Annotated in this window: 31 protein-coding genes; 11 read left to right on the forward strand and 20 right to left on the reverse strand. The window is 63.2% G+C overall.

Going from position 1 to position 22,484, the window contains the following annotated elements; genetic code table 11:
- Nucleotides 1-63 precede the first annotated feature (63 nt).
- Genes ENE74_RS04750 through ENE74_RS04765 form a run of 4 tightly spaced genes read right to left on the reverse strand, consistent with a single transcriptional unit; the run spans nucleotide 64 to nucleotide 2,706 of the window.
- Complete coding sequence (locus tag ENE74_RS04750) at nucleotides 64-612, reverse strand: LptA/OstA family protein (protein ID WP_127689431.1); 549 nt, start codon at nucleotides 610-612, stop codon at nucleotides 64-66.
- Nucleotides 609-1,259: an LPS export ABC transporter periplasmic protein LptC gene (gene lptC / locus ENE74_RS04755; RefSeq protein WP_127689432.1), complete on the reverse strand. Its 651-nt coding sequence runs from the start codon at nucleotides 1,257-1,259 to the stop codon at nucleotides 609-611. The genes ENE74_RS04750 and lptC overlap by 4 nt, the downstream gene beginning before the upstream one ends.
- 6 nt (nucleotides 1,260-1,265) lie before the next feature.
- Nucleotides 1,266-1,883, reverse strand: a complete 618-nt coding sequence (locus ENE74_RS04760) for a ribonuclease D (protein WP_127689433.1) — start codon at nucleotides 1,881-1,883, stop codon at nucleotides 1,266-1,268.
- A 31-nt stretch (nucleotides 1,884-1,914) separates the two neighbouring features.
- The gene (locus ENE74_RS04765; protein ID WP_241241820.1) at nucleotides 1,915-2,706 is read right to left on the reverse strand and encodes a TerC family protein; all 792 of its coding nucleotides are present in this window, start codon (nucleotides 2,704-2,706) and stop codon (nucleotides 1,915-1,917) included.
- A 277-nt stretch (nucleotides 2,707-2,983) separates the two neighbouring features.
- Here ENE74_RS04765 and ENE74_RS18630 point away from each other — a divergent pair, with 277 nt between their 5' ends.
- Complete coding sequence (locus ENE74_RS18630) at nucleotides 2,984-3,775, forward strand: cold-shock protein (protein ID WP_127689435.1); 792 nt, start codon at nucleotides 2,984-2,986, stop codon at nucleotides 3,773-3,775.
- A gap of 95 nt (nucleotides 3,776-3,870) precedes the next feature.
- Here the strand turns inward: ENE74_RS18630 and ENE74_RS04775 are convergent, their stop codons facing one another.
- From ENE74_RS04775 to ENE74_RS04785, 3 genes are all read right to left on the reverse strand, one after another.
- The gene (locus ENE74_RS04775) at nucleotides 3,871-4,362 is read right to left on the reverse strand and encodes a Dps family protein (protein WP_127689436.1); all 492 of its coding nucleotides are present in this window, start codon (nucleotides 4,360-4,362) and stop codon (nucleotides 3,871-3,873) included.
- 120 nt (nucleotides 4,363-4,482) lie between these two features.
- Complete coding sequence (locus ENE74_RS04780; protein ID WP_127689437.1) at nucleotides 4,483-5,049, reverse strand: TMEM165/GDT1 family protein; 567 nt, start codon at nucleotides 5,047-5,049, stop codon at nucleotides 4,483-4,485.
- Nucleotides 5,050-5,061: 12 nt separating this feature from the next.
- Nucleotides 5,062-5,379, reverse strand: a complete 318-nt coding sequence (locus tag ENE74_RS04785; RefSeq protein ID WP_127689438.1) for a hypothetical protein — start codon at nucleotides 5,377-5,379, stop codon at nucleotides 5,062-5,064.
- Nucleotides 5,380-5,602: 223 nt separating this feature from the next.
- Here ENE74_RS04785 and rpmG point away from each other — a divergent pair, with 223 nt between their 5' ends.
- Entirely contained in the window at nucleotides 5,603-5,770 is a 168-nt protein-coding gene (gene rpmG, locus ENE74_RS04790) for a 50S ribosomal protein L33 (RefSeq protein ID WP_127689439.1), read from the forward strand.
- 95 nt (nucleotides 5,771-5,865) lie between these two features.
- Here rpmG and ENE74_RS04795 read toward each other — a convergent pair whose 3' ends face one another.
- Nucleotides 5,866-6,261, reverse strand: coding sequence for a response regulator (locus ENE74_RS04795; protein ID WP_206517635.1), 396 nt, complete (start codon nucleotides 6,259-6,261; stop codon nucleotides 5,866-5,868).
- A 59-nt stretch (nucleotides 6,262-6,320) separates the two neighbouring features.
- On the opposite strand from ENE74_RS04795, the gene ENE74_RS04800 reads away from it, so the two are divergent.
- The 4 genes from ENE74_RS04800 (at nucleotide 6,321) to ENE74_RS04815 (ending at nucleotide 8,970) form a co-directional block, all read left to right on the forward strand.
- Complete coding sequence (locus ENE74_RS04800) at nucleotides 6,321-6,605, forward strand: DUF3572 family protein (RefSeq protein ID WP_127689440.1); 285 nt, start codon at nucleotides 6,321-6,323, stop codon at nucleotides 6,603-6,605.
- Nucleotides 6,602-7,249: an HAD family hydrolase gene (locus ENE74_RS04805; protein ID WP_127689441.1), complete on the forward strand. Its 648-nt coding sequence runs from the start codon at nucleotides 6,602-6,604 to the stop codon at nucleotides 7,247-7,249. The genes ENE74_RS04800 and ENE74_RS04805 overlap by 4 nt, the downstream gene beginning before the upstream one ends.
- A 45-nt stretch (nucleotides 7,250-7,294) precedes the next feature.
- Nucleotides 7,295-7,756, forward strand: a complete 462-nt coding sequence (locus tag ENE74_RS04810) for a RidA family protein (protein ID WP_127689442.1) — start codon at nucleotides 7,295-7,297, stop codon at nucleotides 7,754-7,756.
- A gap of 77 nt (nucleotides 7,757-7,833) precedes the next feature.
- Entirely contained in the window at nucleotides 7,834-8,970 is a 1,137-nt protein-coding gene (locus ENE74_RS04815) for a GNAT family N-acetyltransferase (RefSeq protein WP_241241843.1), read from the forward strand.
- A gap of 17 nt (nucleotides 8,971-8,987) precedes the next feature.
- Here the strand turns inward: ENE74_RS04815 and ENE74_RS04820 are convergent, their stop codons facing one another.
- Nucleotides 8,988-9,284, reverse strand: a complete 297-nt coding sequence (locus ENE74_RS04820; RefSeq protein ID WP_127689444.1) for an SEL1-like repeat protein — start codon at nucleotides 9,282-9,284, stop codon at nucleotides 8,988-8,990.
- A 151-nt stretch (nucleotides 9,285-9,435) separates the two neighbouring features.
- Nucleotides 9,436-10,083, reverse strand: coding sequence for an HAD family hydrolase (locus ENE74_RS04825; RefSeq protein ID WP_127689590.1), 648 nt, complete (start codon nucleotides 10,081-10,083; stop codon nucleotides 9,436-9,438).
- Nucleotides 10,084-10,251: 168 nt separating this feature from the next.
- Between ENE74_RS04825 and ENE74_RS04830 the strand changes: the two genes are divergently transcribed.
- The 5 genes from ENE74_RS04830 (at nucleotide 10,252) to ENE74_RS04850 (ending at nucleotide 14,185) form a co-directional block, all read left to right on the forward strand.
- On the forward strand, nucleotides 10,252-11,361 hold the full coding sequence (locus ENE74_RS04830; RefSeq protein ID WP_127689445.1) for an ABC transporter permease: 1,110 nt from the start codon (nucleotides 10,252-10,254) through the stop codon (nucleotides 11,359-11,361).
- Nucleotides 11,358-12,239 (forward strand): ABC transporter ATP-binding protein, encoded by an 882-nt coding sequence (locus ENE74_RS04835; RefSeq protein WP_127689446.1) that lies wholly within the window; start codon nucleotides 11,358-11,360, stop codon nucleotides 12,237-12,239. Before ENE74_RS04830 ends, ENE74_RS04835 begins: the two co-directional genes overlap by 4 nt.
- Before the next feature lie 5 nt (nucleotides 12,240-12,244).
- The gene (locus ENE74_RS04840) at nucleotides 12,245-13,204 is read left to right on the forward strand and encodes an MlaD family protein (RefSeq protein ID WP_127689447.1); all 960 of its coding nucleotides are present in this window, start codon (nucleotides 12,245-12,247) and stop codon (nucleotides 13,202-13,204) included.
- Nucleotides 13,205-13,218: 14 nt separating this feature from the next.
- The gene (locus ENE74_RS04845) at nucleotides 13,219-13,818 is read left to right on the forward strand and encodes an ABC-type transport auxiliary lipoprotein family protein (protein ID WP_206517636.1); all 600 of its coding nucleotides are present in this window, start codon (nucleotides 13,219-13,221) and stop codon (nucleotides 13,816-13,818) included.
- Nucleotides 13,819-13,942: 124 nt separating this feature from the next.
- Complete coding sequence (locus ENE74_RS04850; protein WP_127689449.1) at nucleotides 13,943-14,185, forward strand: hypothetical protein; 243 nt, start codon at nucleotides 13,943-13,945, stop codon at nucleotides 14,183-14,185.
- A gap of 4 nt (nucleotides 14,186-14,189) precedes the next feature.
- On the opposite strand, the gene ENE74_RS04855 is transcribed toward ENE74_RS04850, so the two are convergent.
- From ENE74_RS04855 to ENE74_RS04900, 10 genes are all read right to left on the reverse strand, one after another.
- Nucleotides 14,190-14,696: a L,D-transpeptidase family protein gene (locus ENE74_RS04855; RefSeq protein ID WP_127689450.1), complete on the reverse strand. Its 507-nt coding sequence runs from the start codon at nucleotides 14,694-14,696 to the stop codon at nucleotides 14,190-14,192.
- Complete coding sequence (gene ribA, locus ENE74_RS04860) at nucleotides 14,693-15,757, reverse strand: GTP cyclohydrolase II (RefSeq protein WP_127689451.1); 1,065 nt, start codon at nucleotides 15,755-15,757, stop codon at nucleotides 14,693-14,695. Before ribA ends, ENE74_RS04855 begins: the two co-directional genes overlap by 4 nt.
- A gap of 7 nt (nucleotides 15,758-15,764) precedes the next feature.
- Nucleotides 15,765-16,562 (reverse strand): exodeoxyribonuclease III, encoded by a 798-nt coding sequence (locus tag ENE74_RS04865; RefSeq protein ID WP_127689452.1) that lies wholly within the window; start codon nucleotides 16,560-16,562, stop codon nucleotides 15,765-15,767.
- Nucleotides 16,563-16,824: 262 nt separating this feature from the next.
- Nucleotides 16,825-17,445, reverse strand: a complete 621-nt coding sequence (locus ENE74_RS04870; protein WP_127689453.1) for a LolA family protein — start codon at nucleotides 17,443-17,445, stop codon at nucleotides 16,825-16,827.
- A gap of 190 nt (nucleotides 17,446-17,635) precedes the next feature.
- Nucleotides 17,636-18,001 carry a retropepsin-like aspartic protease gene (locus tag ENE74_RS04875; RefSeq protein ID WP_164847376.1) on the reverse strand — a complete coding sequence of 122 codons (366 nt, stop codon included), beginning with the start codon at nucleotides 17,999-18,001 and terminating at the stop codon, nucleotides 17,636-17,638.
- Between the two features lie 34 nt (nucleotides 18,002-18,035).
- Nucleotides 18,036-18,284, reverse strand: a complete 249-nt coding sequence (locus ENE74_RS04880; protein WP_127689455.1) for a DUF5678 domain-containing protein — start codon at nucleotides 18,282-18,284, stop codon at nucleotides 18,036-18,038.
- Between the two features lie 99 nt (nucleotides 18,285-18,383).
- Nucleotides 18,384-20,690, reverse strand: coding sequence for an FtsK/SpoIIIE family DNA translocase (locus tag ENE74_RS04885; RefSeq protein WP_127689591.1), 2,307 nt, complete (start codon nucleotides 20,688-20,690; stop codon nucleotides 18,384-18,386).
- An 81-nt stretch (nucleotides 20,691-20,771) separates the two neighbouring features.
- Nucleotides 20,772-21,092, reverse strand: a complete 321-nt coding sequence (locus tag ENE74_RS04890; RefSeq protein WP_127689456.1) for a DMT family transporter — start codon at nucleotides 21,090-21,092, stop codon at nucleotides 20,772-20,774.
- Nucleotides 21,093-21,094: 2 nt separating this feature from the next.
- The gene (locus tag ENE74_RS04895; protein ID WP_127689457.1) at nucleotides 21,095-21,574 is read right to left on the reverse strand and encodes a GNAT family N-acetyltransferase; all 480 of its coding nucleotides are present in this window, start codon (nucleotides 21,572-21,574) and stop codon (nucleotides 21,095-21,097) included.
- Nucleotides 21,571-22,476 (reverse strand): DMT family transporter, encoded by a 906-nt coding sequence (locus ENE74_RS04900; protein ID WP_127689458.1) that lies wholly within the window; start codon nucleotides 22,474-22,476, stop codon nucleotides 21,571-21,573. The genes ENE74_RS04895 and ENE74_RS04900 overlap by 4 nt, the downstream gene beginning before the upstream one ends.
- Nucleotides 22,477-22,484: the final 8 nt, after the last annotated feature.

Below are 22,484 nucleotides of genomic sequence, written 5' to 3' on the forward strand. Positions count from 1 at the left end.
CTGCATGGCGCGATGACAATGGGCAAGTGGGTTTGCGTCGGCCACTATGGTGTGGTGGCCGGATCAGCGGTTGGCCGCCGGGCGCTGGGGCACGGTGAACGTGCCGGAAACGCGGCCGCCCGAACCCGTCACCGATCCCGGCGGGCCACCTGCGGACCGTCCATCGACGGTCGAGCGTCCGCTTGCCAGGTCGATCAGCAGCCGCCCGCCAGACAGGCGATTGCTGCCCTGCACCAGCTGGACATTGCCCAGCATGGTGATGAGCCGGCGGTTAAGGTCATAGATGGCGACATTGCCGCGCGCGGTTTCGTTTCCACGCGTCACCACCACGGAGCCTGATGCGTCGATACGGTCTATCTCGATGCTGCCGACCTGACGATAGGCCACGGTCATGCGTGCGGCGCGCAACGTCAGCCCTGCCTGATCGACAACGACATTGCCCGATACGACGACACGGTCGGCGCGATCCTGCACTTCGATGCGGTCGGCGGCGAAATTGACCGGCGCGTTGCTGTTGTGGTTGGCGAGTGTCTGCGCCTGCGCGCCGGTAACGGACAGCGTGAGGGCGGCCGCCGAAAGGCAGAACGCGATCAGGGGGAAATGCCGGGTCATCGTGATCGCCCTTTGAGGCCATTTTGGTCGATACGCAAGCGGGCGCGACCGTTCAGCGTCACGGTCCGCGCGCCCAGATCGGCTTCCAGCCGGTCACCGCTGAACGTCCCTATCGGCATCCGGCCATCGACTCGCCCAGCACTGCGCATCTGCCGCGTCTTGAGGTCGATACCAACGTCGCGCGTGGTCAGGCGATAGCCCCCTGCGGCCTGAAACTGCACCGCGCCATCGATCATGACGCGTTCGCTGTCCATATCATAGCGACCCCGCTGCGCCGTCAGCACGGCGGGACCGTCCGACAACAGGATTCGCGCTGACAGATCCTGCAAATGCACGATCGGTTCACGCGAGCTTTTCTGCACGGCCGATCCAGCGCGCAAGGAGAATCGCTGCCCGCTGCTGTCCTCGCCCCTATACAGTGCCTCGGTCACGCGCATCCGTTCCTTGGCCACGGCCACCTTGTTCTTGTCGAGCACGAAACTCACGTCACCGACGCTTGTGAAGGGCGCGGTCGCCAGGAAGGCGGAAAGGACGCCCACCAGAACCGGCAACGCATTCTTGAGCGCCCCAATCAGCCGGTCGTGGCTGCCACCGGGTATCGCCCATGACTGGCGGCTGGTACGTTGCTGGTCGGCCTGGAACGACATCAGCGCCTACATATGCGCAAAAATGTCGGTTTCCGGCCAGCCCGCAAGGTCGAGCAGCGCCCTGTGCGGCAGGAAATCGAAACAGGCCTGTGCTATCTCCATGCGACCTTCGCGGATCAGGCGCCCGTCCAGTTCGTCCTTCAGCAAGTGCAGGTAGCGCACGTCGGACGCCGCATAGTCCTTCTGCGCGTCCGACAGCACCGGGCCGCCCCAGTCGGAGCTTTGCTGCACCTTGCTCAGATCCTGCCCCAAGAGCTCGCGCACCAGTTCCTTCAGCCCGTGACGGTCGGTATAGGTTCGTACCAGCCGCGAGGCGATCTTGGTGCAATAGACCGGCGTCGCCAGCACACCCAGATAATGCTGGAGCGCCGCGATGTCGAAACGCCCGAAATGAAACAGCTTGATGCGCGCCGGATCGGCGATGACGGCTTTCAGATGGGGCGCTTCATAGGAACTGCCGGGGTTGAAACGCACCAGATGCTCGTCACCGCGCCCGTCGCTGATCTGCACGACGCACAGCCGGTCGCGCGGGGTTATCAGACCCATGGTTTCGGTATCGATGGCAACCGGCCCGTCGGCCAGTACGCCGGGCGGCAAATCTTCTTCATGGAAATGGACTGTCATCGCTTCCCTTTAGAGAGGTAAGCGCCGCCGTTCAATGCGTGCCTTTCGCCGCGACCCTGCGTCTGCGGCTGGCGATGTTGAGCATCTCGACGAAGGCCGAAAAGGCCATGGCGGCGTAGATATAGCCCTTGGGAACGTGCACGCCGAAGCCGTCGGCGATCAGGACCGCGCCGATCATCAGCAGGAAACCCAGCGCCAGCATGACCACGGTCGGGTTGCGGGCAATGAAATTGGCGAGCGGATCGGCGGCAAGCAGCATGACGGTGACCGCCACGATGACCGCGATCACCATCACGGGCAGATCGTCGGTCATGCCCACGGCGGTCAGGATCGAATCGATCGAAAAAACCATGTCGAGCAGCAATATCTGTACGATCACCGATCCGAAGCTGACGGCCTTGCCGCCGCTCTTCTTGTCGAGCAACTCGCCGGACTCCTCGCCATCCAGATTGTGGTGGATTTCCTTCGTCGCCTTCCAGACGAGAAACAGCCCGCCGGCAATCAGGATGATGTCGCGCCATGAAAATGCGGTCTCGAATGTGGGTTCGCCATGGCTGCCGGGTGCCCCGGTAATCCCCAGGTCGATGATCGGGGCCGTCAGCCCGACCAGCCAAGCGATGCCTGACAGCAGCGCGAGGCGCAGGCCAAGCGCCAGCCCGATGCCCAGCTTGCGGGCCTTTGCCTGTTGTTCTGGCGGCAACCGGTTGGACAGGATGGATATGAAAATCAGATTGTCGATGCCCAGCACCACTTCCATGACAACCAGCGCGAACAGCGCGGCCCAAACGGCGGGATCGGCGAATATGGCGAAAATCTCTGTCACTGCGAAAACTTCCTGAAGAGAGCTGCGGACGAAGGTGTGCGAGGAGCTGCCGGGGGGTGGCCGACGGCCGATACGAAGATGAAACAATATGGATCGGAAAGACCAAAGCATCGACGCGATGTTTGGTTGCCCAAACCGTGCGGGAAAATCATTCGCATCGCTGAAAAAATCTGTCTATAGTGAGTCCCAAACCGTAGTTTTGCGGCGGATTCTGCATGTCCCTTCGTCCGGCAGGCAATCCGAAATTTGATGGGCGAGCGAAAGTGACTAACAGGGCATGAGTTTTGATAGAGGTCGCCGCGGGCGCGGCAAGGACAAGCGGGACGGTTTCGGCGACGAAAATTTCGGCGGATATGTTGAGCAGAGCGGCAGCCGTTTCGGCGGTGGCGGCGACCGCTTCGGTGGTGGTGGCGGTTTCGGCGGCGGTGATCGCTTCGGCGGTGGCGGCGATCGCTTTGGTGGCGGTGGTGCAGGCGGCGGCTTTCGCGGCGGTGGCGCAGGCGGTGGCGGCGGGCGCGGCATGCCGGCGCAGGTCGTTGGCGAAGGCACCGGCGTCGTAAAGTTTTTCAACGCGCAAAAGGGCTTCGGCTTCGTCGTGCGCGATGATGGCGGCGAAGACGTGTTCGTGCATATCAGCGCGGTTGAGCAAGCCGGTCTCACGGGTCTGGCCGAAGGTCAGCCGCTCGGTTTCACGCTGGTTGATCGCGGCGGCAAGATTTCGGCGACCGATCTCAAGATCGACGGGGAACCGCTTCCGGTAACCGATCGCGGTCCGCCGCGTGAACCGCGCGCGGGCGCCGCACCTGGCGGTTTCGGTGGCGGCGACCGGGGGCCGCAGCGTCAGCTTACCGGTGAACGCGCAAGCGGCACCGTCAAGTTCTTCAATGCCATGAAGGGCTTCGGCTTCATCCAGCGCGACGATGGTCAGCCGGACGCGTTCGTCCATATCAGCGCGGTCGAGCGCGCGGGTATGGCTGCGCTTAACGAAGGCGATCGGCTCGATTTCGAGCTGGAAGTCGATCGGCGCGGCAAATATGCCGCCGTCAATCTGCAATCCAAGGCAGACTGACCGGGCCGGGGTCAACCTGCCGTGATCGTAATTAATGAAATAGGGGCCGATACGATAGCGTATCGGCCCCTATTTCAATAGCGTGAAGCGAGGGTTCAGCCCTTGCGTCCGGCCTCGAACAGGAACCACGCGCGCTCTTCGGCCTGATCGGTCCAGTCGTCGAGCAGACCGTCCGTGGCATTGTCGTTGGCTTCGTCTGCAGCTTCTTTCGCAGCGCGTAGCGCCTCGACGAGTTTCAGATTGTCCTGCCGCAATTCGGCCAGCATGTCGTCCGGGCTGACGAAGGTGGCGTCGTTGTCCTGCAACGTCTGGTGGCGCGCGATATCGCCGATCGAGCGCAGAGTCGTGTTCCCCGTCTTGCGGACACGCTCGGCAATCGCATCGGTCGTCGCCAGTATCTGCGCCGCCTGTTCGTCGAACATCAGGTGATAGTCGCGGAAATGCGGGCCGGACACATGCCAGTGGAAGTTCTTGGTCTTGAAATACAAGGCATAGCTGTCGGCCAATATGCCGTTCAGCGCTTCCGCGACGGACTTCGTGGCGTTGCTCTTGAGGTCGGTCGGTGTCTTGAGGTCAGCAGCTGTCATGCAGTTTCTCCTGATCGAGCGGAAAAGTTACGGAGACATAATGATCCATGCCACGAATTGTGCCATGGATCGCCAAAATAATTGTTCTGAATTGTTGATGAGGCTGATCGTTCCGCGCGATCACAGCAAATGAAGGGCAGACAGGCCAATAAGCGCGCCGATTAGCAGCAGGCCTGCACCCCCCGCCCGGCGCACATGCCGCAAGACCCGGAAAGACGCCACGCCATCCTTGACCATGAGAGACGGCAGGCAGGCGACAATAGTCCCCAGCGCGCCGCCGGTCGCTGCCCAGACCGGATCCGCCGTGCGCACGGCCATGCCCATCACGATGAACTGCGCCGCATTGCCGAACCCCAATATCACAAAGCCCAGAAATGCCGTTGCCAGGGTGCCGATGCGCCATTCGTCCAGCATGTCGGGCTGTTTCACGGGCAGCAGAATAGCTGCGCCCCCAGATATTAGGGCGATGGCCAGGAAAAGGCTGCGCGCGTCGGCCGCCATAAGTCCGGCGAGCCATGCCCCGCCCACGGCCGCGAGCGCGGCATGCGCAATCGCCGCGGCGACAAGCCCGACTGCCAGCAAGCCTGCGGAGTGATTACGACCGGCCAGGCCGGTCGCCAGCATCTGGATCGCGCCGCCCGTCTCGCACAGAAGGCAGGCGAGAAACGTAACCAGCAGCGCGTCCATGCAGATTGGCGATCAGGCGCCCATGCGCAGCGACATAGCGGCGAGATAGGCGGTGCTGACATGCGGGCCGACATCCTCGCAGGCGGCGGCGTCGCGCATCATGTCGAGATAGGACAGGACAACCGGACCATGGCCGTCGAGGGCAAGTGCCGATTCCAGCATCGATGCCAGCCGCTCGAGCGGCTCAAGCCCATAGCTGCGTGCGACATGGCGGATCCCATCGACTTCCTCGCACATCGCCGCGAGCGGCATATGGCCGCGCTGCTCGGCGATCGCATCGATTCGCCGCACGACGTCGGCGCGGATGGCAAGCATGGCATCATGTTTCATGGGTGCGGCTCCCTGTTGCCTGTCCCTTTGCGCCATCATGCGCCGACGATGGTTAACCGCACGTAAAGCGTGCGCTCGCCGTATATCGGGCGGGGGTCTCCGGCTTGACAGCGACACGAATCTGACGCATTGGGCGGCGCTGAAACGAGGCGGCTGCGATGCCGCCTTTCTTTTTCAACAGATTCGCGGGGCCGTGTGCCTCGTTTTTTGCAAGGATACGGACATGGCAAAGCCAGCCACCGTCAAGATCAGGCTCGTCAGCACGGCGGACACCGGCTTCTTCTATGTGACGAAGAAGAACCCCCGCACCAAGACGGAAAAGCTCAGCTTCCGCAAATATGATCCCGTCGTGCGCAAGCATGTCGAGTTCAAGGAAGCCAAGATCAAGTAATTCAGACAGGCGAGGGCTGCATGTTGCGCAGTCTGCCGCTGTTCGACGCAATCAGGCCCGTGCCGGTTCCGGTGCGGGCCTTTGCCGTGTTCGGGCTATGCGTCGGTTGACGGCTCCGGCTCGTGCGGCGCAATCAGGCCATTGACCACGTCCATGAACTTCATCACCGATATCGGCTTGGAGACATAGGCCTGCGCGCCCGCCGCGCGGATATTGTCCTCGTCGCCCTTCCCGGCATAGGCCGTCACCGCCATAACCGGCACGGCGGCAAGACCGGCGTCTGCCTTCAGCGCCTTGATGATGTCGATACCGCCGACATGCGGCAAGTGAATGTCCATGATGACCAGTTCGGGCCTGAAAGCGCGCGCCTGCGCCAGTGCGTCGCGCCCGTCGCGCACGGCCAGCGCGTCGTGCCCATGCGCGCGCAACAGGTCGCAGAAAAGTTTGAGATTGAGTTCGTTGTCCTCGACAACGAGCACGCGCTTTGCCACCAGACACTCCGGACATCATCGGAATGCAAATCGAACCACATTCCACAAGGCTAAGCTAAATGCGGATCGATGCGATGGAAAGCAAGAAGGCGGTTCCCGATGCACAGACGCTCGCGCTGCTGGCGCTGGCGTGGTTGATGGCGGACGGACCCCGCGCTGAACGCTTTCTTGCGCTCACCGGGCTTAGCCCGGCGATGTTGCGGACGGCCATCGGCAATCCTGCCGTCCTGGCGGCGGTTCTCGATCATCTCGCCAGTCACGAACCCGATTTGCTGGCCTGCGCGGACGCGATCGCCTGCACACCGGCGGCGCTCGTCGATGCCCGCGCAAGGCTCACGGCATGAACGCCCCGGCGAATCGCCCGCTGATCGTCACCGACTGTGACGAAGTGCTGCTGCATATGGTCGTGCCGTTCCGCCAGTGGCTCGACGAAGCGCACGGCATCCATTTCGATATGCAGGGCCAGGCCTTTGCCGATGCGCTGCGGCATAAGGACAGTGGCGACCTAGTCGAAAAGGAACTGGTCTGGACGCTGCTCAACGCCTTTTTCGCTACCGAGATGCACCGGCAGCAGCCGATTGCCGGTGCAATCGAATCCCTCGCGCGCCTTTCGCGCGTCGCTGACATCGAAGTGCTGACTAACATCGGCGAACAGGCCCATGCCGGGCGGGTGGAGCAATTGCGCCGGTTCGGCCTGGACCATCCGGTGCACTGGAATCAGGGCGGCAAGGGCGCGCCGCTCGCGCGCATTGTCGCACGGCATCAGCCGCCTGTTGCGATATTCGTCGACGATCTGGGCGTACATCATCAATCGGTGGCGAAACATGCGCCCGATGTCTGGCGGTTGCACATGATCGGGGAACCGGAAATCGCACAGGTCGTACCCCAGGATCCCCATGCCCACGCCCGGATCGACGACTGGGCACGCGCAGAGGCATGGATCATGGCGCGTTTCGACGCTGCCGAACCGGCACCGTCAACGATCTGATGCTTCGCGCTTGACCCGACAGCGCCCGCCGATCAGAAGGACGCCATGAGCATCGAAACCCGCCTGGCCGACCTCGGCATCACCCTCCCTCGGCCCGCCGCGCCGGTTGCCTCCTATGTGCCTGCCGTCGAAAGCGGCGGACTGCTGTTCATCTCCGGCCAGATCCCTTTCGATGATGGCGTTGTGATGCAGGGACGGCTGGGGGAGGACCGCGACACCGCCTTCGGGCAGAAGGCGGCGCGGATGTGCGGCCTGATGCTGCTGGCGCAGATGCAGGCGGCATTGGGGTCGCTCGACCGAGTCGAACGGATCGTCAAACTGGGCGCTTTCATCGCCAGTGCTGATGATTTCACGCAGCAGCCGCAGGTCGCCAACGGTGCGTCGGACCTTATGGTCGATGTTTTCGGCGATGCAGGGCGTCACGCCCGCAGCGCAGTCGGCGTGCCGGTCCTGCCGCTGGGTGCTGCGGTGGAAATCGATGCAATCATTGCCATCCGCCCGGCCTGACTCCGCCCGGCCTGATGGGGCGGCGGTGTCCATGTGACACGGCTGCCTGCGTCATCGGCCCGTCGACGATCGTGACCGTGCCCGAACCAGCCACCATCCGCGTCGGCAAAGCGGTATCCGCGATCGACCGGAACCAGTGGGATGCCTGCGCCGGGCCGGACAATCCTTTCGTCAGCCACGATTTTCTGAGCATCATGGAGGAGTCGGGAAGCGTCGGCACCGGTACCGGCTGGCAATCGCTGCCGCTGACGATCGACGGGCCGGACGGGCGCCTTGCCGCAGCCGCGCCTTGCTACGCCAAGACGCACAGCCAGGGCGAATATGTGTTCGACCACAGCTGGGCGGATGCGTGGCAGCGGGCAGGCGGGCACTATTATCCGAAGATTCAGCTTGCCGTGCCGTTTTCGCCGGTGCCCGGCCCGCGGCTTTTGTTGCGCGATCATGCGCTTGCGCCTGCGCTGATTGCCGGGATCGAGCAACTCGTCATGAACAACGGCCTTTCCTCCGGGCATGCCACCTTTGTCGCGGCAGACCAGGTGCCGCTGTTCGAGGCGGCTGGATGGCTCATCCGGGAAGACAGCCAGTTTCATTTCACCAATCGCGGTTATCGCAGCTTCGACGATTTTCTGGCCGATCTGTCGAGCAGCAAGCGCAAGTCCATCCGCAAGGAGCGCGCACGGGCGGTCGCGGGGCTGGAGATCGCGCATCTGACCGGCAGCACGCTGACCGAAGCGCACTGGGATATCTTCTGGCGCTTCTATCAGGATACCGGCGCGCGCAAATGGGGTCGGCCCTATCTGACGCGGATGGCCTTTTCGCTGATGGGCGAACGGATGGCCGATCGCATTTTGCTGATTCTGGCGTTGCGTGACGGCATTCCGATCGCCGGGGCACTCAACCTCATCGGCACGGATGCGCTCTATGGGCGCTATTGGGGGTGTACGCAGGACGTGCCGTTCCTGCATTTCGAACTATGCTATTATCAGGCGATTGACGCGGCGATCGGCTTGGGGCTCGATCGCGTGGAGGCCGGTGCGCAAGGCGGCCACAAGCTGGCCCGGGGCTACACGCCGCAGCCGACTTATTCGGCGCATTTCATTGCGGATCCCGGTTTTCGCCGGGCAGTGGCGGGCTTTCTCGCGCAGGAGCGGGAGGCCGTGGCGCAGGATCGCGCCTTTCTGGACGCGCATGCGCCGTTTCGGAAGGGCGATTAGCTCAGGCTTTGGCTGTCTCAGGCGGCGGCGCGGCTGGTGGCGGCTACCCAGGCGCGGGCCTGGCGCTGCGCTTCGGCGATTTCACGCGCGGTCATTTCCTCGGAGACTTCGGCGCGCAGATATTGGGCTTCCTCGATCCCCGCGAGCGCCGCCAGATTGAACCATTTATGTGCTGCGACATAATCGACGGCAAGGTCGCCATGGCCGGTGCTGTAGGCCATCCCCAGGTCAAACAGCGCCTGGCCGTTGCCGCGTGCGGCATCCGCAAGGCGGCTTTCTATCAGAAACTGTGCAGTCCGTACGCTGTTACCCATGGTTCCCAATCCCCGTTACATGATCCCCTGATGGACGTGTGTTCGGGTGCAGATTGGCGCGCCGGGAATAATAAATGGTTAACGGCACGGCCAGCTGAAATTGGCGAGGTTGCGGATAACAGGCGGGAAATTACGGTTAACGCCGATCCGCTCAGGTCCAGTCGACGCGCGTCCAGCCGCGCTTCCGCGCCAGCGTGGCCAGCGGTACATGCGGGTTCGCGGCAAAGGCTTCGTCCGCGAAGTCCAGCATCGGGGCATCCGACACATGGTCGGAATAGGCGCGGATATGCGCCTGCGCGCGGGCGATGCCTTCCTGCGCCATCCAGGCCTCGATCATCCGCAGCTTGCCTTCGTCATAGCAGTTTTCCCCGGCAATGCGGGCGCGGACATAGGTCAGGTCCTGGCTCAGATGGTCCGTGGCGATCACTGCGTCGAAGCCCAGCCGCCGGGCGATCGCCTCGACATAGAGGCGATAGGAAGCGGTTGCCAGCACGAGGCGGCAGCCTTCACTGCGGTCCCGCGCAATCTGTGCCAGCGCCCCGCCGCGTATGTTGGTCGCCATCACCTTGTCGGCATAGCTTTCGACATGCGGCATGAGCCTGTCCCGCCGGACCTTGCGGCCTATCATCAGCCGCTGGTTCCATTCCTTCACGGTCGCCCGGTCGATCAGGCGGACCACATAAGCCAGCATCACGAAGGGCACGAACGGCAGAAAGATCAGGCGCCACGGCGACAGGGCGCAGGCAATGTGAATCAGGAAACCGCTATAGGTGCCGGTGAAGGTGACGGTGCGATCCATATCGTAGATCGCCAGACGGGATAGGGGGGTGATGATCCCGTCGGCCCGGCATGTCTCGTCTGTTTCCATGCCGCGTCCGAAACTTTCCGCATGCCCTTTCGTTCTGCCAGTTCAGATGGGCCGTTTCGGCTTGCCGCGCAACCGATAATGGACCAGTAATCCAGGCAGATGATGCAATCGGCCGAACTTCAGCAGGAACAGGGTGACGATGGCACGATCGTCCGCCTCGCGGGCAATCTTGCGGTTGCGCATCTCGGTTCGCTGCCCGACCGGCTGGATGCGCTCCGCGGGCCAGTGGCCACGGTCGATCTGAGCGGCGTTACGCATATCGACACCATCGGCGCGTGGACGGTGCATCGCTTCGCATTGGCGCACAACGCAAGCCTGCGCGGTGTCAGCGATGAAGCGCGGCGCCTGATCGACGAGGTCGGCAAGGAATGCGAGCCGGTCGCCATCCGTCCCGAAGCCGAATATCCGCTGATCCGCGTGCTGAGCGAAATCGGCGTCGCGACTCGCACCGCCGGGCACACGATGGTTGGTCTGCTCGGATTCTTCGGCGGCACGCTTGTCACCGCCTGGACACTGATTCGCCATCCCCGCCGGGTGCGGATGCACGCCATCGTGCAGCGTCTGGAGGTGGTGGGCGTTTCCGCGCTGGCGATCATCGGCCTCATGAGCTTCCTCATCGGCATCGTCATTGCCCAGCAAGGGTCGGTGCAACTGCGCCAGTTCGGCCTGGAGGTGATGACGATCAACCTTGTGGGGCGTCTCACGTTCCGCGAGCTGGGCGTCCTCATGACGGCAATCATGGTCGCGGGGCGGTCAGGATCGGCCTTTGCCGCGCAACTTGGCACGATGAAGCTGACCGAGGAAATTGACGCGATGCGCACCATCGGCGTTTCGCCCATGGAGGCGCTGGTGATGCCGCGCGTCATCGCCGCCGTCGTCATGATGCCGCTCTTGGGTTTCTATGCATCGATCGTCGCAATCATCGGCGGCGGCTTCCTGTGCGCCGTCGCGCTCGACATTCCGCCCGTCACCTTCGTGCAGCGCATTCGCGAGGTCGTGCCGATCACCGACGTCTATGTCGGGATGATCAAGGCGCCGGTCTTTGGCCTCATCATCGCGATCTGCGGCTGTTATCAGGGGATGCAGGTTGAATCCAACGCCGAGGAAGTGGGCAACCGCACCACGGCGGCGGTCGTGCAGGCGATCTTCCTGGTGATCGTTCTCGACGCATTTTTCGCGGTCTTCTTCACTTGGGTGGGGTGGATATGACGGACGAGGAACAGCGCGTTCTGGAAAGCGAGCAGCGGCTGGAGGAAGCCGTCGAGCATGCCGAGTTCGCGATTTCGGTACGCGGCCTGCGTAACCGCTTCGGCGACCAGATCGTCCACGAAGACCTTGATCTAGACGTGCGCAAGGGCGAGATACTGGGCGTGGTTGGCGGTTCGGGCACCGGCAAGTCGGTGCTGATGCGCTCGATCATCGGTTTGCAGATCCCCGATGCGGGCGAAGTGCATGTGTTCGGGGAACCGATGATCGGCCGGCTGGACGATGAAGAGGCGCTGGCTGTCCGCAAACGCTGGGGGGTGCTGTTTCAGGGCGGGGCGCTGTTCTCCACACTGACTGTCGCGGAAAATGTCGAAGTGCCGCTGCGCGAATATTATCCGAACATCAATGCGACTCTGCGGGACGAAATTGCGGCCTACAAGATTCGCATGACGGGTTTACCGTGCGAGGCAGGGCCGAAATATCCTTCCGAGCTATCGGGCGGCATGAAGAAGCGTGCGGGCCTGGCGCGCGCGCTGGCGCTCGACCCGGACCTGCTGTTCCTCGATGAGCCGACCGCCGGTCTCGATCCGATCGGCGCCGCGGCCTTCGACGCGCAGACCCGCGAGTTGCAGCAGACTTTGGGTCTGACCGTGTTCCTCATCACCCATGATCTTGATACGCTGTTCTCGATCTGCGACCGGGTGGCGGTGTTGGCCGACAGGAAAGTGATCGCCGTCGGTACGATAGCGGAACTGCTCGCGACCGATCATCCCTGGATACAGGAATATTTCAACGGACCGCGCGGGCGCGCCGCCGTCTCCGCCCAAAAGGCCCATAGCGGGCAGGCGCAGGGCGGCGCTGGGCTTGCGGAAAGGCAATAGGCATCATGGAAACACGGTCGAACAACGTACTGGTCGGGGCGGTAGTGCTGATACTGCTCGCCGCCATCATGATTGCCGCCTTCTGGTTCTCGCGCATATCGGGTGGCAGCGATGTTGAATATGACATCTACTTCAAGCAATCGGTAAACGGCCTCGCCAAGGGTTCTGCGGTAACCTTCGCGGGCGTCCCGTCGGGACAGATCAAGGATATCGAACTGTGGAAGCGCGACCCCGGCTTCGTGAAAGTCCGCATCACGGTCAAGGAAGGGACGCCGATCCTGCAAGGGACGACCGCCACCATTCAGGGCAGCTTTACCGGCCTTTCCGAAATCGTGCTGGATGGCGCGGTCAAGGGCGCGCCGCCTATTATCTGTCCCGAAACCAATCCCGAAGCGGCCTGCCCTGATGGCGTGCCGGTGATCCCGACCAAGCCGGGGGCTTTCGGCGAATTGCTCAACAGCGCGCCGCAACTTTTGCAGCGCCTTTCGACGCTGACCGAGCGGCTGACCGAACTCATGAACGACAAGAACCAGCAGAGTTTCGCCGGTATCCTGACCAATGTCGAAAAACTGTCGGGCAATCTGGCCGATCGCGGGCCGGAAATCGCCGCGACGCTGGCCGAAACGCGCCTTGCCGTGCAGAAGGCAGGCATCGCCGCCGAGGAAATCGGCAAGCTTTCCGCTGCGACGACCGGCCTCATCAACGAAGACGGCAAGCCGCTCGTTTCGGATTTGCGCAAGACACTCGCATCGGCGAACAGGACGATCGACCAGCTTGAAAAGACGCTGGCCGAGGCGCAGCCGGGCGTCCGCGCCTTCTCGCAACAGACGATGCCCGAAGTCGGGTTGTTGATCACGGACCTGCGCGAGATGGCGCGTTCGGTTCGCGCCGTTTCCGAAAAGCTCGACCAGCAGGGTGCCGGATCGCTCATCGGTTCGCCCAAGCTGCCGGATTACAAGCCATGAAAGGTGCCGAAATGATGCGCAATTCATCGAGGATACTGGCCGGAATGCTGCTTTGCACGGCATTGGCCGGCTGCGTTTCGTTCGGCGACAAGGCACCCACGCAGTTGCTTTCGCTCAGTTCGGATGCGCGCGTCGCGCCAGGCACGACGCGCATCGGCGGCAGTGGCAAAAGCATCACCGTGCTGCCGCCTGAAACGCCTAAGCAGCTTGATACGGTGCGGGTGCCGGTGCAGGTCGATGCGGTATCGGTCGCTTATGTGAAGGACGCGCGATGGGTCGATAGTCCGCGTCAGATGTTCCAGCATCTGCTGTCGGAAACGATCGCGGCAAGCGGCAGCGCCATCGTGCTCGATCCCGGCCAGTACAGCGCCGACCCTGGCAGGCGTCTGCTGGGTGTCCTCGTCGATTTCGGAATCGATGCGCGAACCAACAGTGCCATCGTTACCTATGATGCGACGCTTGCGCCGGTCGGTGGCCAGCCGGTGCAACGCAAGCGGTTTTCCGCCAGCGTCCCGGTCGGCACAATCGATGCGACCGGCGTCGGCAATCCGATCAACCAGGCTGCGAACAAGGTGGCAGCAGAGGTCGCCGCATGGGTCGGCACAACGGGATAGAGCACCCTGAAGTTCCGCTAAAAGACACAAAAGATTACATAATCGCCACGGAACGAATCGGATCGCGGCGGCTTCTTCGGTCAGTATCGCCCGCCTGCATGGCCTGACCGATTGGAGCAACCCGATGTCCCAGCCCCTGTCTCGTATCTTCCTACTCGGCGCAGCACTGGCCTCGGTCACGATGGTGGCCAGCTGCTCGCGCGGCGCGACACGCGGCGGCCTTATCGGCGGTGCTGGCGGTGCGGTCGTCGGCAGTGTCACCGGCCTCGGAACGACGGAAGGCGCGCTGATTGGCGGTGCCGCAGGGGCGGTGATCGGCGATGATCAGGATGACCGCCGCGACCGTCGCCGCCGCCGTCCGCGCTGACCGCTCAGACGATCTGCATCACGCTCGCCGGGGTCAGACGGGGTAACAACGCGATCATTTCAGCCTTGGCTATGGCCACGCAGCCCTCGGTCGGTCGGGCATCGACCCAGCAATGGAAGAATATGGCGCTGCCTGCCGCCGGCATCGGCGGGGCGTCGTTATGGCCCAGCACGACGACGATGTCATAGGCTTGGTCGGTCCGATGCAGCGTTTCAGCCGAAAAGCGATGCGGCAGCTGTACCGGCCGATTATATTGTGGATCATCCACGCCATCCGACCAGCCGTCGCCGCTACGGGTCCAGCGCCATGGCAGCGTCAGAGGCCAGGGCAAGGTTACCCGTTCGGGTCGCAGCAGTGCGCCGCGTATTGGCCATGTGCCTAGCGGTGTGCACCCGTCCCCCTCACGCTTTTCATCCGCTGGACAGGCACCGCCTTTGCCGATCGCGCAGGGGATGTCGATATCGTCGAACCGCAGCCGACAAGCAGCGGTATCGACATGGATCACGCTCATAATTGATGTCCGGTCCGGTCGCGCTTCGTGGCAAGATAGCGGTCGTTATGCGGATTGGATTCGATGGCGAGGGGCAACCGTTCGGCCACCCGGATGCCCGCCGCTTCCAGCCCCGCAACCTTGGCGGGGTTGTTGGTGAGCAGGCGGACGGTATCGATGCCAAGCAGATCGAGCATTCGCGCCGCGACCGAAAAGTCGCGCGCGTCGATCGCGAAACCCAAACGGACATTGGCATCCACGGTGTCGAACCCCTGATCCTGCAAGGCATAGGCGCGCAACTTGTTGACAAGGCCAATGCCGCGCCCTTCCTGCCGCAGATAAAGCAGCACACCCCAGGGCGCATCGGCGATGCGGTGCAGCGCCTCATCCAGTTGCGGCCCGCAATCGCATTTCAGCGATCCCAGTGCGTCGCCGGTCAGGCATTCGCTGTGCAGCCGCACGACGGGCGGAGAGGCGTCGCGCCTGCCGACGATCAGCGCGACATGTTCGCGCGGTTCCTCCGGGCTGCGGAACGCGACGATTTCCGCCGACTCGCTCGCGGCCACAGGCAGGTGCGCGCGGGTGGCAATCTGCAACCGCGCCGCGCTGTCATAGGCGGAGATGTCTGCGGCGGTGACATCGGCATCCACCGCGCCGTCCGCATCGCCGATGAAAAACGCGGGCAGTATTCCGGCGAGCCGGGCGAGCCGGAGCGCCGCCGCCGCCGCCATCGGCGCGGCCAGCGCCCGTGCACGGAACGGTCCTTTCAGGGGGGAGGCGAGGTCGCGCACGGGATCGGCAATCGCCATTGCGACGTCACCGTCGATCCACGGAACCCGGGCGATCTGCACCGGCATTTCCGGGTCGGCGGCATCGCGCTGGTTCGCGAGCTTCAGCGTCTGCGCCCGCGCCGCCGAAATCAGCAAGTCCGCGCGGGAGTCGGGATCAAACTGCGTCAGGGTGACGGCGTCCGCGCCTTCGATCGCCATCACCCGCACTGCACCGTCGTGCGCGCCGATGCGGACCGGCCAGCCACGGCGCAGCGCATCGATGGCGCGGGCGGCGGCGCGCGGGTCGGTCATCGGCGTGTCAGAACGCGAACTCGGTGATGATCGGCACATGGTCCGATGGCCGCGCCCAGCCGCGGGCAGGCTCCACCACGCGGTGGCTTACGGCCTTGTCGGCAAGACTGCGGCTGACCCACATATGGTCCAGCCGTCGCCCGCGATCGCTCTCGGACCAGTCTCGCGCGCGATAGCTCCACCAGGTATAAAGGCGTTCGGGTGCCGGAACGAAATGACGCCCCAGATCGACCCAGTCGTGCGAAGCCTGCAGGCGCGCCAGCAGCGCGATTTCGACAGGCGTGTGGCTCACTGTATTGATGAGAGCCTTGTGGCTCCACACATCGCATTCGAGAGGGGCGATGTTGAAATCGCCCGTCAGGATGGTCGGCTTGTCCGACAGCGCGGAGGACCATTCGATCATCCGCTCCAGGAAATCCAGCTTTTGCCCGAACTTTGGGTTGATCGTGCGGTCGGGCTCCTCGCCCCCTGCGGGCACATAGACATTTTCGAGCCGCACGCCATTGTCGAGCCGCACGCCGATATGACGCGCCTCGCCGTTCGCCTGCCAGTCCAGCCGGTCGTCCTCGCGGATCGGAATACGGCTGACGATCGCGACGCCGTGGTGCATCGGCTGACCGTTCAGCATCTGGTGATTATAGCCATATTGGCGGAACAGCCCGGCCGGGAAGGTGTCGTTGACCACCTTCGTTTCCTGCAGGCACAGGATGTCGGGACCTTCTTCGGCCAGAAAACGCTCGACGATGTCGAGCCGCGCGCGGACGGAGTTGATGTTCCAGGAAGCGATGCTGATCGTGTCGGCCATGCCCCTCCCCTAGGGGGCAAAATCGGTCATCGCAACCCGTGTCGGGCGCGATCCGCCGCGCAAGGAAAGACCCCCGCTCCGGGGGCGTGGAACGGGGGTCTCGATCGCGCCATCATGCGCTTCGCGACAAGAGACGGCGGCTGGGTAACAGGGGGGAAATCCCAGGGGCCGCTCTTGCCGTGGGTCTGTTATTAGCGGCCCGGATATGAGCGGCAGATGAACGGAAATGTTCAGCATGCGGCCCATGCATTTTTTGCCGCGATCAGCGCGTCCGCGGGCGCGGGTCGGTCCAGCGAAACACCGAATCGGCAATCGGCATGCCGTAGCGATGGTTGGAAAGGCGGATGGTGGTGCGATTGTTCTGCGAATCGAGCGCAACCCAGCCATAAAGTTCCAGCCCGGCAGGGGCGGCGGCTTTGCGCTTGAACACCAGCGTGATCGTGCCGAACTCGGGGCGCTTGGGATCGCGTGCCTCTACGCTCAATATGCTTGCGTCCCCGGTCTGGATCACCTTGCCAAACCGGGACAGATCCTTCGAAGGGTCGAGCAGCGCACCCAGCGGCGAACTGCCAATCGGCCAGCGTTGCACCTGCCGCACATCATAATCGATCATGGTCAGCGCCTTGCCGTCGCCGACGATCAGCAGCGACACGCCCTTCTGATACTGAAAGCGAATCTTGCCCGGTTGCTTGAGCGTCAGTTGACCAGTCACGCTGCGGCCATTGCGGTCTGTCTGGGTAAAATCGGCGGTCATCGTCGTGACGGCGCGAATATAGGCGTTCACCTTCGCCAGCTCGGACGCGGGTTGTTGCTGCGCGGAGGCGGGCAGGGTAGCCGAAAGCGCAAGCGGAACAGCGGCAAGGGCAAGAGCCATGCGCTTCATGATGTCATCTCCAGATCGTTGATATGCGGTCGCACTAGCGGCGCGGCGTTGAACCCGTGGTGAACCTGTCCCCGTCCGAACTTCCCTCCGTTTGCCAATATCCCGCATGGCGAGTCGCCGTTCTGCTGGAACATCGTGATGGTACGCTTAGGGAGGATGACGGGCGATTGGGCTGTAGGATGGGGGACTTTCAACCAAATACCAAACAGCAGTTTCCGGCACGATCAATGGAGAAATCGCATTGGCGCAATACATCCATGCCAATCAAGGCGGCAAAATGTTCGCTGCTTTTCAAGCTGAAGCCATAGGTTTCCTCAAAAATGAACGGCAGGGCATTGGCGGCACTATTGTCGGGAAAAAGACCTATGCGGAAAATGAATCGTTCCGCATGGCCAAGGCCGTGCGCAGACTGAAGGGGTCGTTTTCCATGCGATTCTAGGCGCAGTTCTTCTGCAATGCGTTGGTCTATGGCGCTGACGGTCGCCCCGGTATCGACCAAGGCGGTCGCCGTGACATGAGTCAAATCGGCGGGATTGTCAGCGCCGAATATGTACACAGGCAAGACTATCCGACGGTTATCGTGTCGCCATCTAATTTCCGACATGCGAGAAAAATCCCAGATCGATGGGTTCCTCGGTCACTTCCTGAATGGAAAAGATGCCGTCTTCAAATGCCCTTTTGGCGTAGCGGTAGGCATCGCCGGGCTTGTCGAAAAACTCGATGACGCTCCGGTTTTTCATCAGCGCATATTGCCCCGCATGGCTTTCCACATATTCTCGCAGGTGCCGCAGAAAGAAGTCATAATTGGCATCGACTTCGATCGCTAATGGTTGGCTCACGGCTTATCCCCTTCTCCTGTAAGCTATCATATCCGGGGGCAACGCGATCAGAATAGAGCGGCCTCTGCGACGAAAGGACTCAAATATGAGTCGAGCCGTTCACAACGGATTTCCGCTCTCATCTCGCAGCACGTCCCGCCGTCCCACATGGTTGGGCGGGCCGACGAGGCCTTCTTCCTCCATGCGTTCGATCAGCCGGGCGGCGCTGTTGTAGCCGACACGGAGCTGGCGTTGCAGCCAGCTTGTCGAGGCTTTCTGATTCTCGAACACCAACTGGCATGCCTTGCGGTAAAGCTGCGCGTCGGGGCTGTCGTCGCCCAGGTCGACGCCGTCGAGGGCAAAGCTGCCTTCTTCGGGTTCCTCGGTCACCGCGGAAATATAATCGGGCTTGCCCTGCGCGCGCCAGTGATCGGCGACCAGGCGCACTTCGTCGTCGCTGACGAAGGGGCCATGGACGCGGGTCAGCTGCTTGCCGCCCGCCATATACAGCATGTCGCCTTTGCCCAGCAGCTGCTCTGCCCCCTGTTCGCCCAAAATGGTGCGGCTGTCGATTTTCGACGTCACGAAGAAACTGATGCGCGTCGGCAGGTTGGCCTTGATGACGCCGGTGATGACGTCGACCGAGGGGCGCTGCGTCGCGAGGATCAGGTGGATGCCCGCCGCCCGCGCTTTCTGTGCCAGTCGCTGGATGAGAAACTCGACTTCCTTGCCTGCGGTCATCATCAGGTCGGCAAGCTCGTCCACCACGACGACGATCTGCGGCAACGGCTGAAAGTCGAGCTGTTCCTCTTCGTAGATCGGCTGGCCGGTTTCCGGGTTATATCCGGTCTGGACGCGGCGGCCGAGCGGCTTGCCCTTCGCCTTGGCGGCGCGAACCTTCTCGTTGTAATTGGCGAGGTTGCGCACGGAGATCGACGCCATCATGCGATAGCGGTCCTCCATCTGCTCGACGGCCCATTTCAGCGCGCGGATCGCCTTCTGCGGTTCGGTGACGACGGGCGACAGCAGGTGCGGAATATCGTCATAGGTCGAAAGCTCCAGCATCTTGGGGTCGATCATGATGAGGCGAAGCTGGTCGGGCGTCATCCGGTAGAGCAGCGACAGGATCATGCAGTTGAGACCCACCGACTTGCCCGATCCCGTCGTGCCCGCGATCAGCAGATGCGGCATCGGGGCAAGATCGGCAATCACCGCATCGCCGGAAATATTCTTGCCCAGCACGATCGGAAGCGCAGCATGCTGATCGGCGAACTGGTCGCTTTCGATCAGCTCCCGCAGGACGACCGATTCGCGTTTGGCATTGGGCAGCTCGATCCCGATGACGGTCCGGCCTGGGATGGTCGCGACACGGGCGGAGAGCGCAGACATGTTGCGCGCGATATCGTCGGCCAGCGCCACGACGCGGCTTGCCTTGATCCCGGCGGCGGGTTCCAGCTCATACATGGTGACGACCGGGCCGGGCTTCACTTCGGTGATGTGGCCTTTCACATGAAAATCGTCGAGCACGCTTTCGAGCAGACGGGCGTTGCGCTCCAGCGCGGCCTTGTCGATCTTCACGGCCTGGCTCGGTGCGGCCTGCGTCAGCAGATCGGTCGAGGGCAGGGCACCTTGCCCGAACAGGTCGTCCTGCCGTGAGACGGGTGCGAAGGGGCGGGGCGGGGCGGCTGGCTTTGGCGTCTGGATGGTGATCGGCGGTTTCGGCTCGTTCGATACCGCGCGACGCGGGGCTGCTTCGCGCGCCTCCGGCAGTGGGCTTTCGCCTGCGTCGCGTGCGGGCAGGCGCGGCAGCGCAAAGCGCGGCATGCTGGGCCGCGTCAGGTGAATCAGCGGCTTTTCCAGCGCCAGGCTGCGATACCACAGCCGTCCGCCGACCACGAGCGTCAGCACAGTCAGCGTGCCGGTGATCCAGGATTGCGCGGTGTCGGGCGCCATGGCCGTCAGGCTGAAGATGCCGCGTGCCGTCAGCAGGCCAACGATGCCGCCCCATCCCGCGGGCAGCGCGACCAGCGGCTCTGCCTGAAACAGCGCCAGCCCGATGCCGACCAATATGATGCCCGTTACGCACCGGCCAACCTGCCCCTGCCATCCGGCCATGTCCTGATCGCCCCACAGCCGCCGCGCACACACGAGGATGAGGGGCAGCAGCAACGCACCCGGCACGCCCAGCAGCCACAACAGAAAATCGGCAACATAGGCCCCCGGTGCCCGCATGACATTCTGCGCCGTGCCGCCCGCCACTGTGTTCATGGAAGGATCGCTTGGCTGATAGCTGAGCAGCGCGAGCAACAGGAACAGGGCGAAGGCATAGAGCGCGATCGAGCCGATCAACGCGCCGCTGCGGATCAGGCTGCGTTTCAGCATATGCCGCCATTCCGGCGTGCGCTTCGATGCCCGGCTGGCCACCATGATCCCCGTTTCGTGCTTCAAATGTTCCGCTGCGCCCTTGTCCGTTAATCATGACTCCACGTCAAGAGTCCGGGGCAATTGTCAATGATCGCCGGTCAGCTTCAGTCCCACGATACAGGCGACCAGCAACAATATCAGCCCCAGCCGCACGATACCCAGGGACTCCGCCCCGGTGGCGACACCCACCAGCAACGTGCCCACCGCGCCGATGCCGACCCATATGGCATAAGCGGTGCCGAGCGGAATAGTGCGTGCCGCCTGATCCAGCAGGCTGAAGCTGATGAAGGCACAGACGAGGAAGCCTGCGCTCCAGCCCAGATGACGAAAGCCGTCGGCATAGCGCAGACAGGTTGTGAACCCGACTTCGAACAGTCCCGCGCCAAGCAGCATCAGCCATGCCATCTTCAGGTCTCCGCCAGGGCGACCAGCGCGTTGCCGTCAAGGCGCTGGAGCGTCCATTCGTCCATGGGCTGCGCGCCTATTGCGCGATAAAAGTCTATTGCGGGCGTGTTCCAGTCCAGCACCGACCATTCCAGACGGGCGCAATCGCGCGCCAGGGCTATCTGCGCCAGCCGCACGAGCAGCGCCTTGCCTGCGCCCGATCCGCGCGCCTCGGGGGAAACGAACAGGTCCTCCAGATAGATGCCGGGTCGCCCCTCGAACGTCGAGAAATTGTGGAAGAAGAGTGCGAAGCCGACGGCCACCGCACCCCGCTCTGCAATCAGCACTTCGGCCATGGGCCGGGGCCCGAACAGGTGGCGGTCCAGCGTGGCGCGGTCGACGCGCACGGCATGCGACAGCTTTTCATAGGCCGCGAGCGCCAGGATGAAGCCGTGGATCGCGTCGATATCGTCCGGTGTCGCCTCTCGGATCGCAATGGTCATGCGGTGCTTCCCTCGACATGCGGCACAAGCGCGGTCTCACGCCGTGCGGAGATCAGGCACCCTGCGACGATCAGCACCGTCCCCGCCAGCGTGGCGAGACTGATCGTCTCGCCAAAGGCCAGCCAGCCCATGATCGCTGCCCAGACGAAGGCGCTGTATTCCACCGGAATCAGCCGCTGCGCTTCCGCCCGTGCATAGGCCCAGCTCAGGCACATCAGCGAGGCGAACGCGAGGCCGGCTGCCGCCAGGATAAGCGGCACCTGCGCGAAGCCCGGCGCAACCGCGAGCCATGGCGCGGCAGGCAGGAACAGGGCAAACATCACCAGATGCTGGAAAAAGGCGACTTCGACCGGCGAAGCGACATCGGCCTGCTGCTTCTGGATGATGAGGTTCCAGGCGAAGAGAACCGCGGAAATCAGGGTCGCGCCCGCACCGATCAGGGCGTCGGGATCATAGTCGCCTTGCAACCGCCCGGAAAGGATCACCCCCACCCCCGCCAATCCCAACAGGGAGGCAATGACCGCGTGGCGCCCGATGCTTTCTTTCAGCAGCAGCGCGGCCAGATACAGCGCGATCAGCGGTGCGACGAACGTGAGGGCGATGCCTTCGGCCATCGGCAGCTTTGTCAGCCCGATGAAGAAGAAAAACGCCATGAACCCGACCACGACGCCGCGCAGGACGTGGATGCGCAGGACTGCGCCCGTCGGCCAGGCATTGCGCAGCGCCACCATGCCCACGATGCCGATCCCGCTGCCCGCCAGCGCCCGCCAGAGCAGCGCATTGTAGACGCCGATCCAGAGGCTCAGCCCCTTCATCGCCGCATCCATCACGGAAAACAGCGCGACCCCCGCGCAACACACGGCAAAGGCGATGGCGGGGGATGCGGGCGCTTTCTTGTTCATCAGGATAT

The organism is Sphingobium algorifonticola (genome assembly GCF_004005485.1).
Classification (GTDB): Bacteria; Pseudomonadota; Alphaproteobacteria; order Sphingomonadales; family Sphingomonadaceae; genus Sphingobium; species Sphingobium algorifonticola.

Bases quoted from the DNA above. Each gene is read 5' to 3' on its own strand.
- ENE74_RS04805 (WP_127689441.1), top strand. From the start codon at position 6,602: ATGAACGCCCCGGCGAATCGCCCGCTGATCGTCACCGACTGTGACGAA.
- ENE74_RS04750 (WP_127689431.1), bottom strand. From the start codon at position 612: ATGACCCGGCATTTCCCCCTGATCGCGTTCTGCCTTTCGGCGGCCGCC.
- ENE74_RS04865 (WP_127689452.1), bottom strand. From the start codon at position 16,562: ATGGCCGACACGATCAGCATCGCTTCCTGGAACATCAACTCCGTCCGC.
- ENE74_RS04855 (WP_127689450.1), bottom strand. From the start codon at position 14,696: ATGAGCGTGATCCATGTCGATACCGCTGCTTGTCGGCTGCGGTTCGAC.
- ENE74_RS04760 (WP_127689433.1), bottom strand. From the start codon at position 1,883: ATGACAGTCCATTTCCATGAAGAAGATTTGCCGCCCGGCGTACTGGCC.
- ribA (WP_127689451.1), bottom strand. From the start codon at position 15,757: ATGACCGACCCGCGCGCCGCCGCCCGCGCCATCGATGCGCTGCGCCGT.
- rpmG (WP_127689439.1), top strand. From the start codon at position 5,603: ATGGCAAAGCCAGCCACCGTCAAGATCAGGCTCGTCAGCACGGCGGAC.
- ENE74_RS04820 (WP_127689444.1), bottom strand. From the start codon at position 9,284: ATGGGTAACAGCGTACGGACTGCACAGTTTCTGATAGAAAGCCGCCTT.
- ENE74_RS18630 (WP_127689435.1), top strand. From the start codon at position 2,984: ATGAGTTTTGATAGAGGTCGCCGCGGGCGCGGCAAGGACAAGCGGGAC.
- ENE74_RS04845 (WP_206517636.1), top strand. From the start codon at position 13,219: ATGCGCAATTCATCGAGGATACTGGCCGGAATGCTGCTTTGCACGGCA.
- ENE74_RS04835 (WP_127689446.1), top strand. From the start codon at position 11,358: ATGACGGACGAGGAACAGCGCGTTCTGGAAAGCGAGCAGCGGCTGGAG.
- ENE74_RS04850 (WP_127689449.1), top strand. From the start codon at position 13,943: ATGTCCCAGCCCCTGTCTCGTATCTTCCTACTCGGCGCAGCACTGGCC.
- ENE74_RS04785 (WP_127689438.1), bottom strand. From the start codon at position 5,379: ATGAAACATGATGCCATGCTTGCCATCCGCGCCGACGTCGTGCGGCGA.
- ENE74_RS04900 (WP_127689458.1), bottom strand. From the start codon at position 22,476: ATGAACAAGAAAGCGCCCGCATCCCCCGCCATCGCCTTTGCCGTGTGT.
- ENE74_RS04840 (WP_127689447.1), top strand. From the start codon at position 12,245: ATGGAAACACGGTCGAACAACGTACTGGTCGGGGCGGTAGTGCTGATA.
- ENE74_RS04885 (WP_127689591.1), bottom strand. From the start codon at position 20,690: ATGGTGGCCAGCCGGGCATCGAAGCGCACGCCGGAATGGCGGCATATG.
- ENE74_RS04830 (WP_127689445.1), top strand. From the start codon at position 10,252: ATGATGCAATCGGCCGAACTTCAGCAGGAACAGGGTGACGATGGCACG.
- ENE74_RS04870 (WP_127689453.1), bottom strand. From the start codon at position 17,445: ATGAAGCGCATGGCTCTTGCCCTTGCCGCTGTTCCGCTTGCGCTTTCG.
- ENE74_RS04775 (WP_127689436.1), bottom strand. From the start codon at position 4,362: ATGACAGCTGCTGACCTCAAGACACCGACCGACCTCAAGAGCAACGCC.
- ENE74_RS04780 (WP_127689437.1), bottom strand. From the start codon at position 5,049: ATGGACGCGCTGCTGGTTACGTTTCTCGCCTGCCTTCTGTGCGAGACG.
- ENE74_RS04800 (WP_127689440.1), top strand. From the start codon at position 6,321: ATGCGGATCGATGCGATGGAAAGCAAGAAGGCGGTTCCCGATGCACAG.
- ENE74_RS04825 (WP_127689590.1), bottom strand. From the start codon at position 10,083: ATGGATCGCACCGTCACCTTCACCGGCACCTATAGCGGTTTCCTGATT.
- lptC (WP_127689432.1), bottom strand. From the start codon at position 1,259: ATGTCGTTCCAGGCCGACCAGCAACGTACCAGCCGCCAGTCATGGGCG.
- ENE74_RS04810 (WP_127689442.1), top strand. From the start codon at position 7,295: ATGAGCATCGAAACCCGCCTGGCCGACCTCGGCATCACCCTCCCTCGG.
- ENE74_RS04895 (WP_127689457.1), bottom strand. From the start codon at position 21,574: ATGACCATTGCGATCCGAGAGGCGACACCGGACGATATCGACGCGATC.
- ENE74_RS04890 (WP_127689456.1), bottom strand. From the start codon at position 21,092: ATGGCATGGCTGATGCTGCTTGGCGCGGGACTGTTCGAAGTCGGGTTC.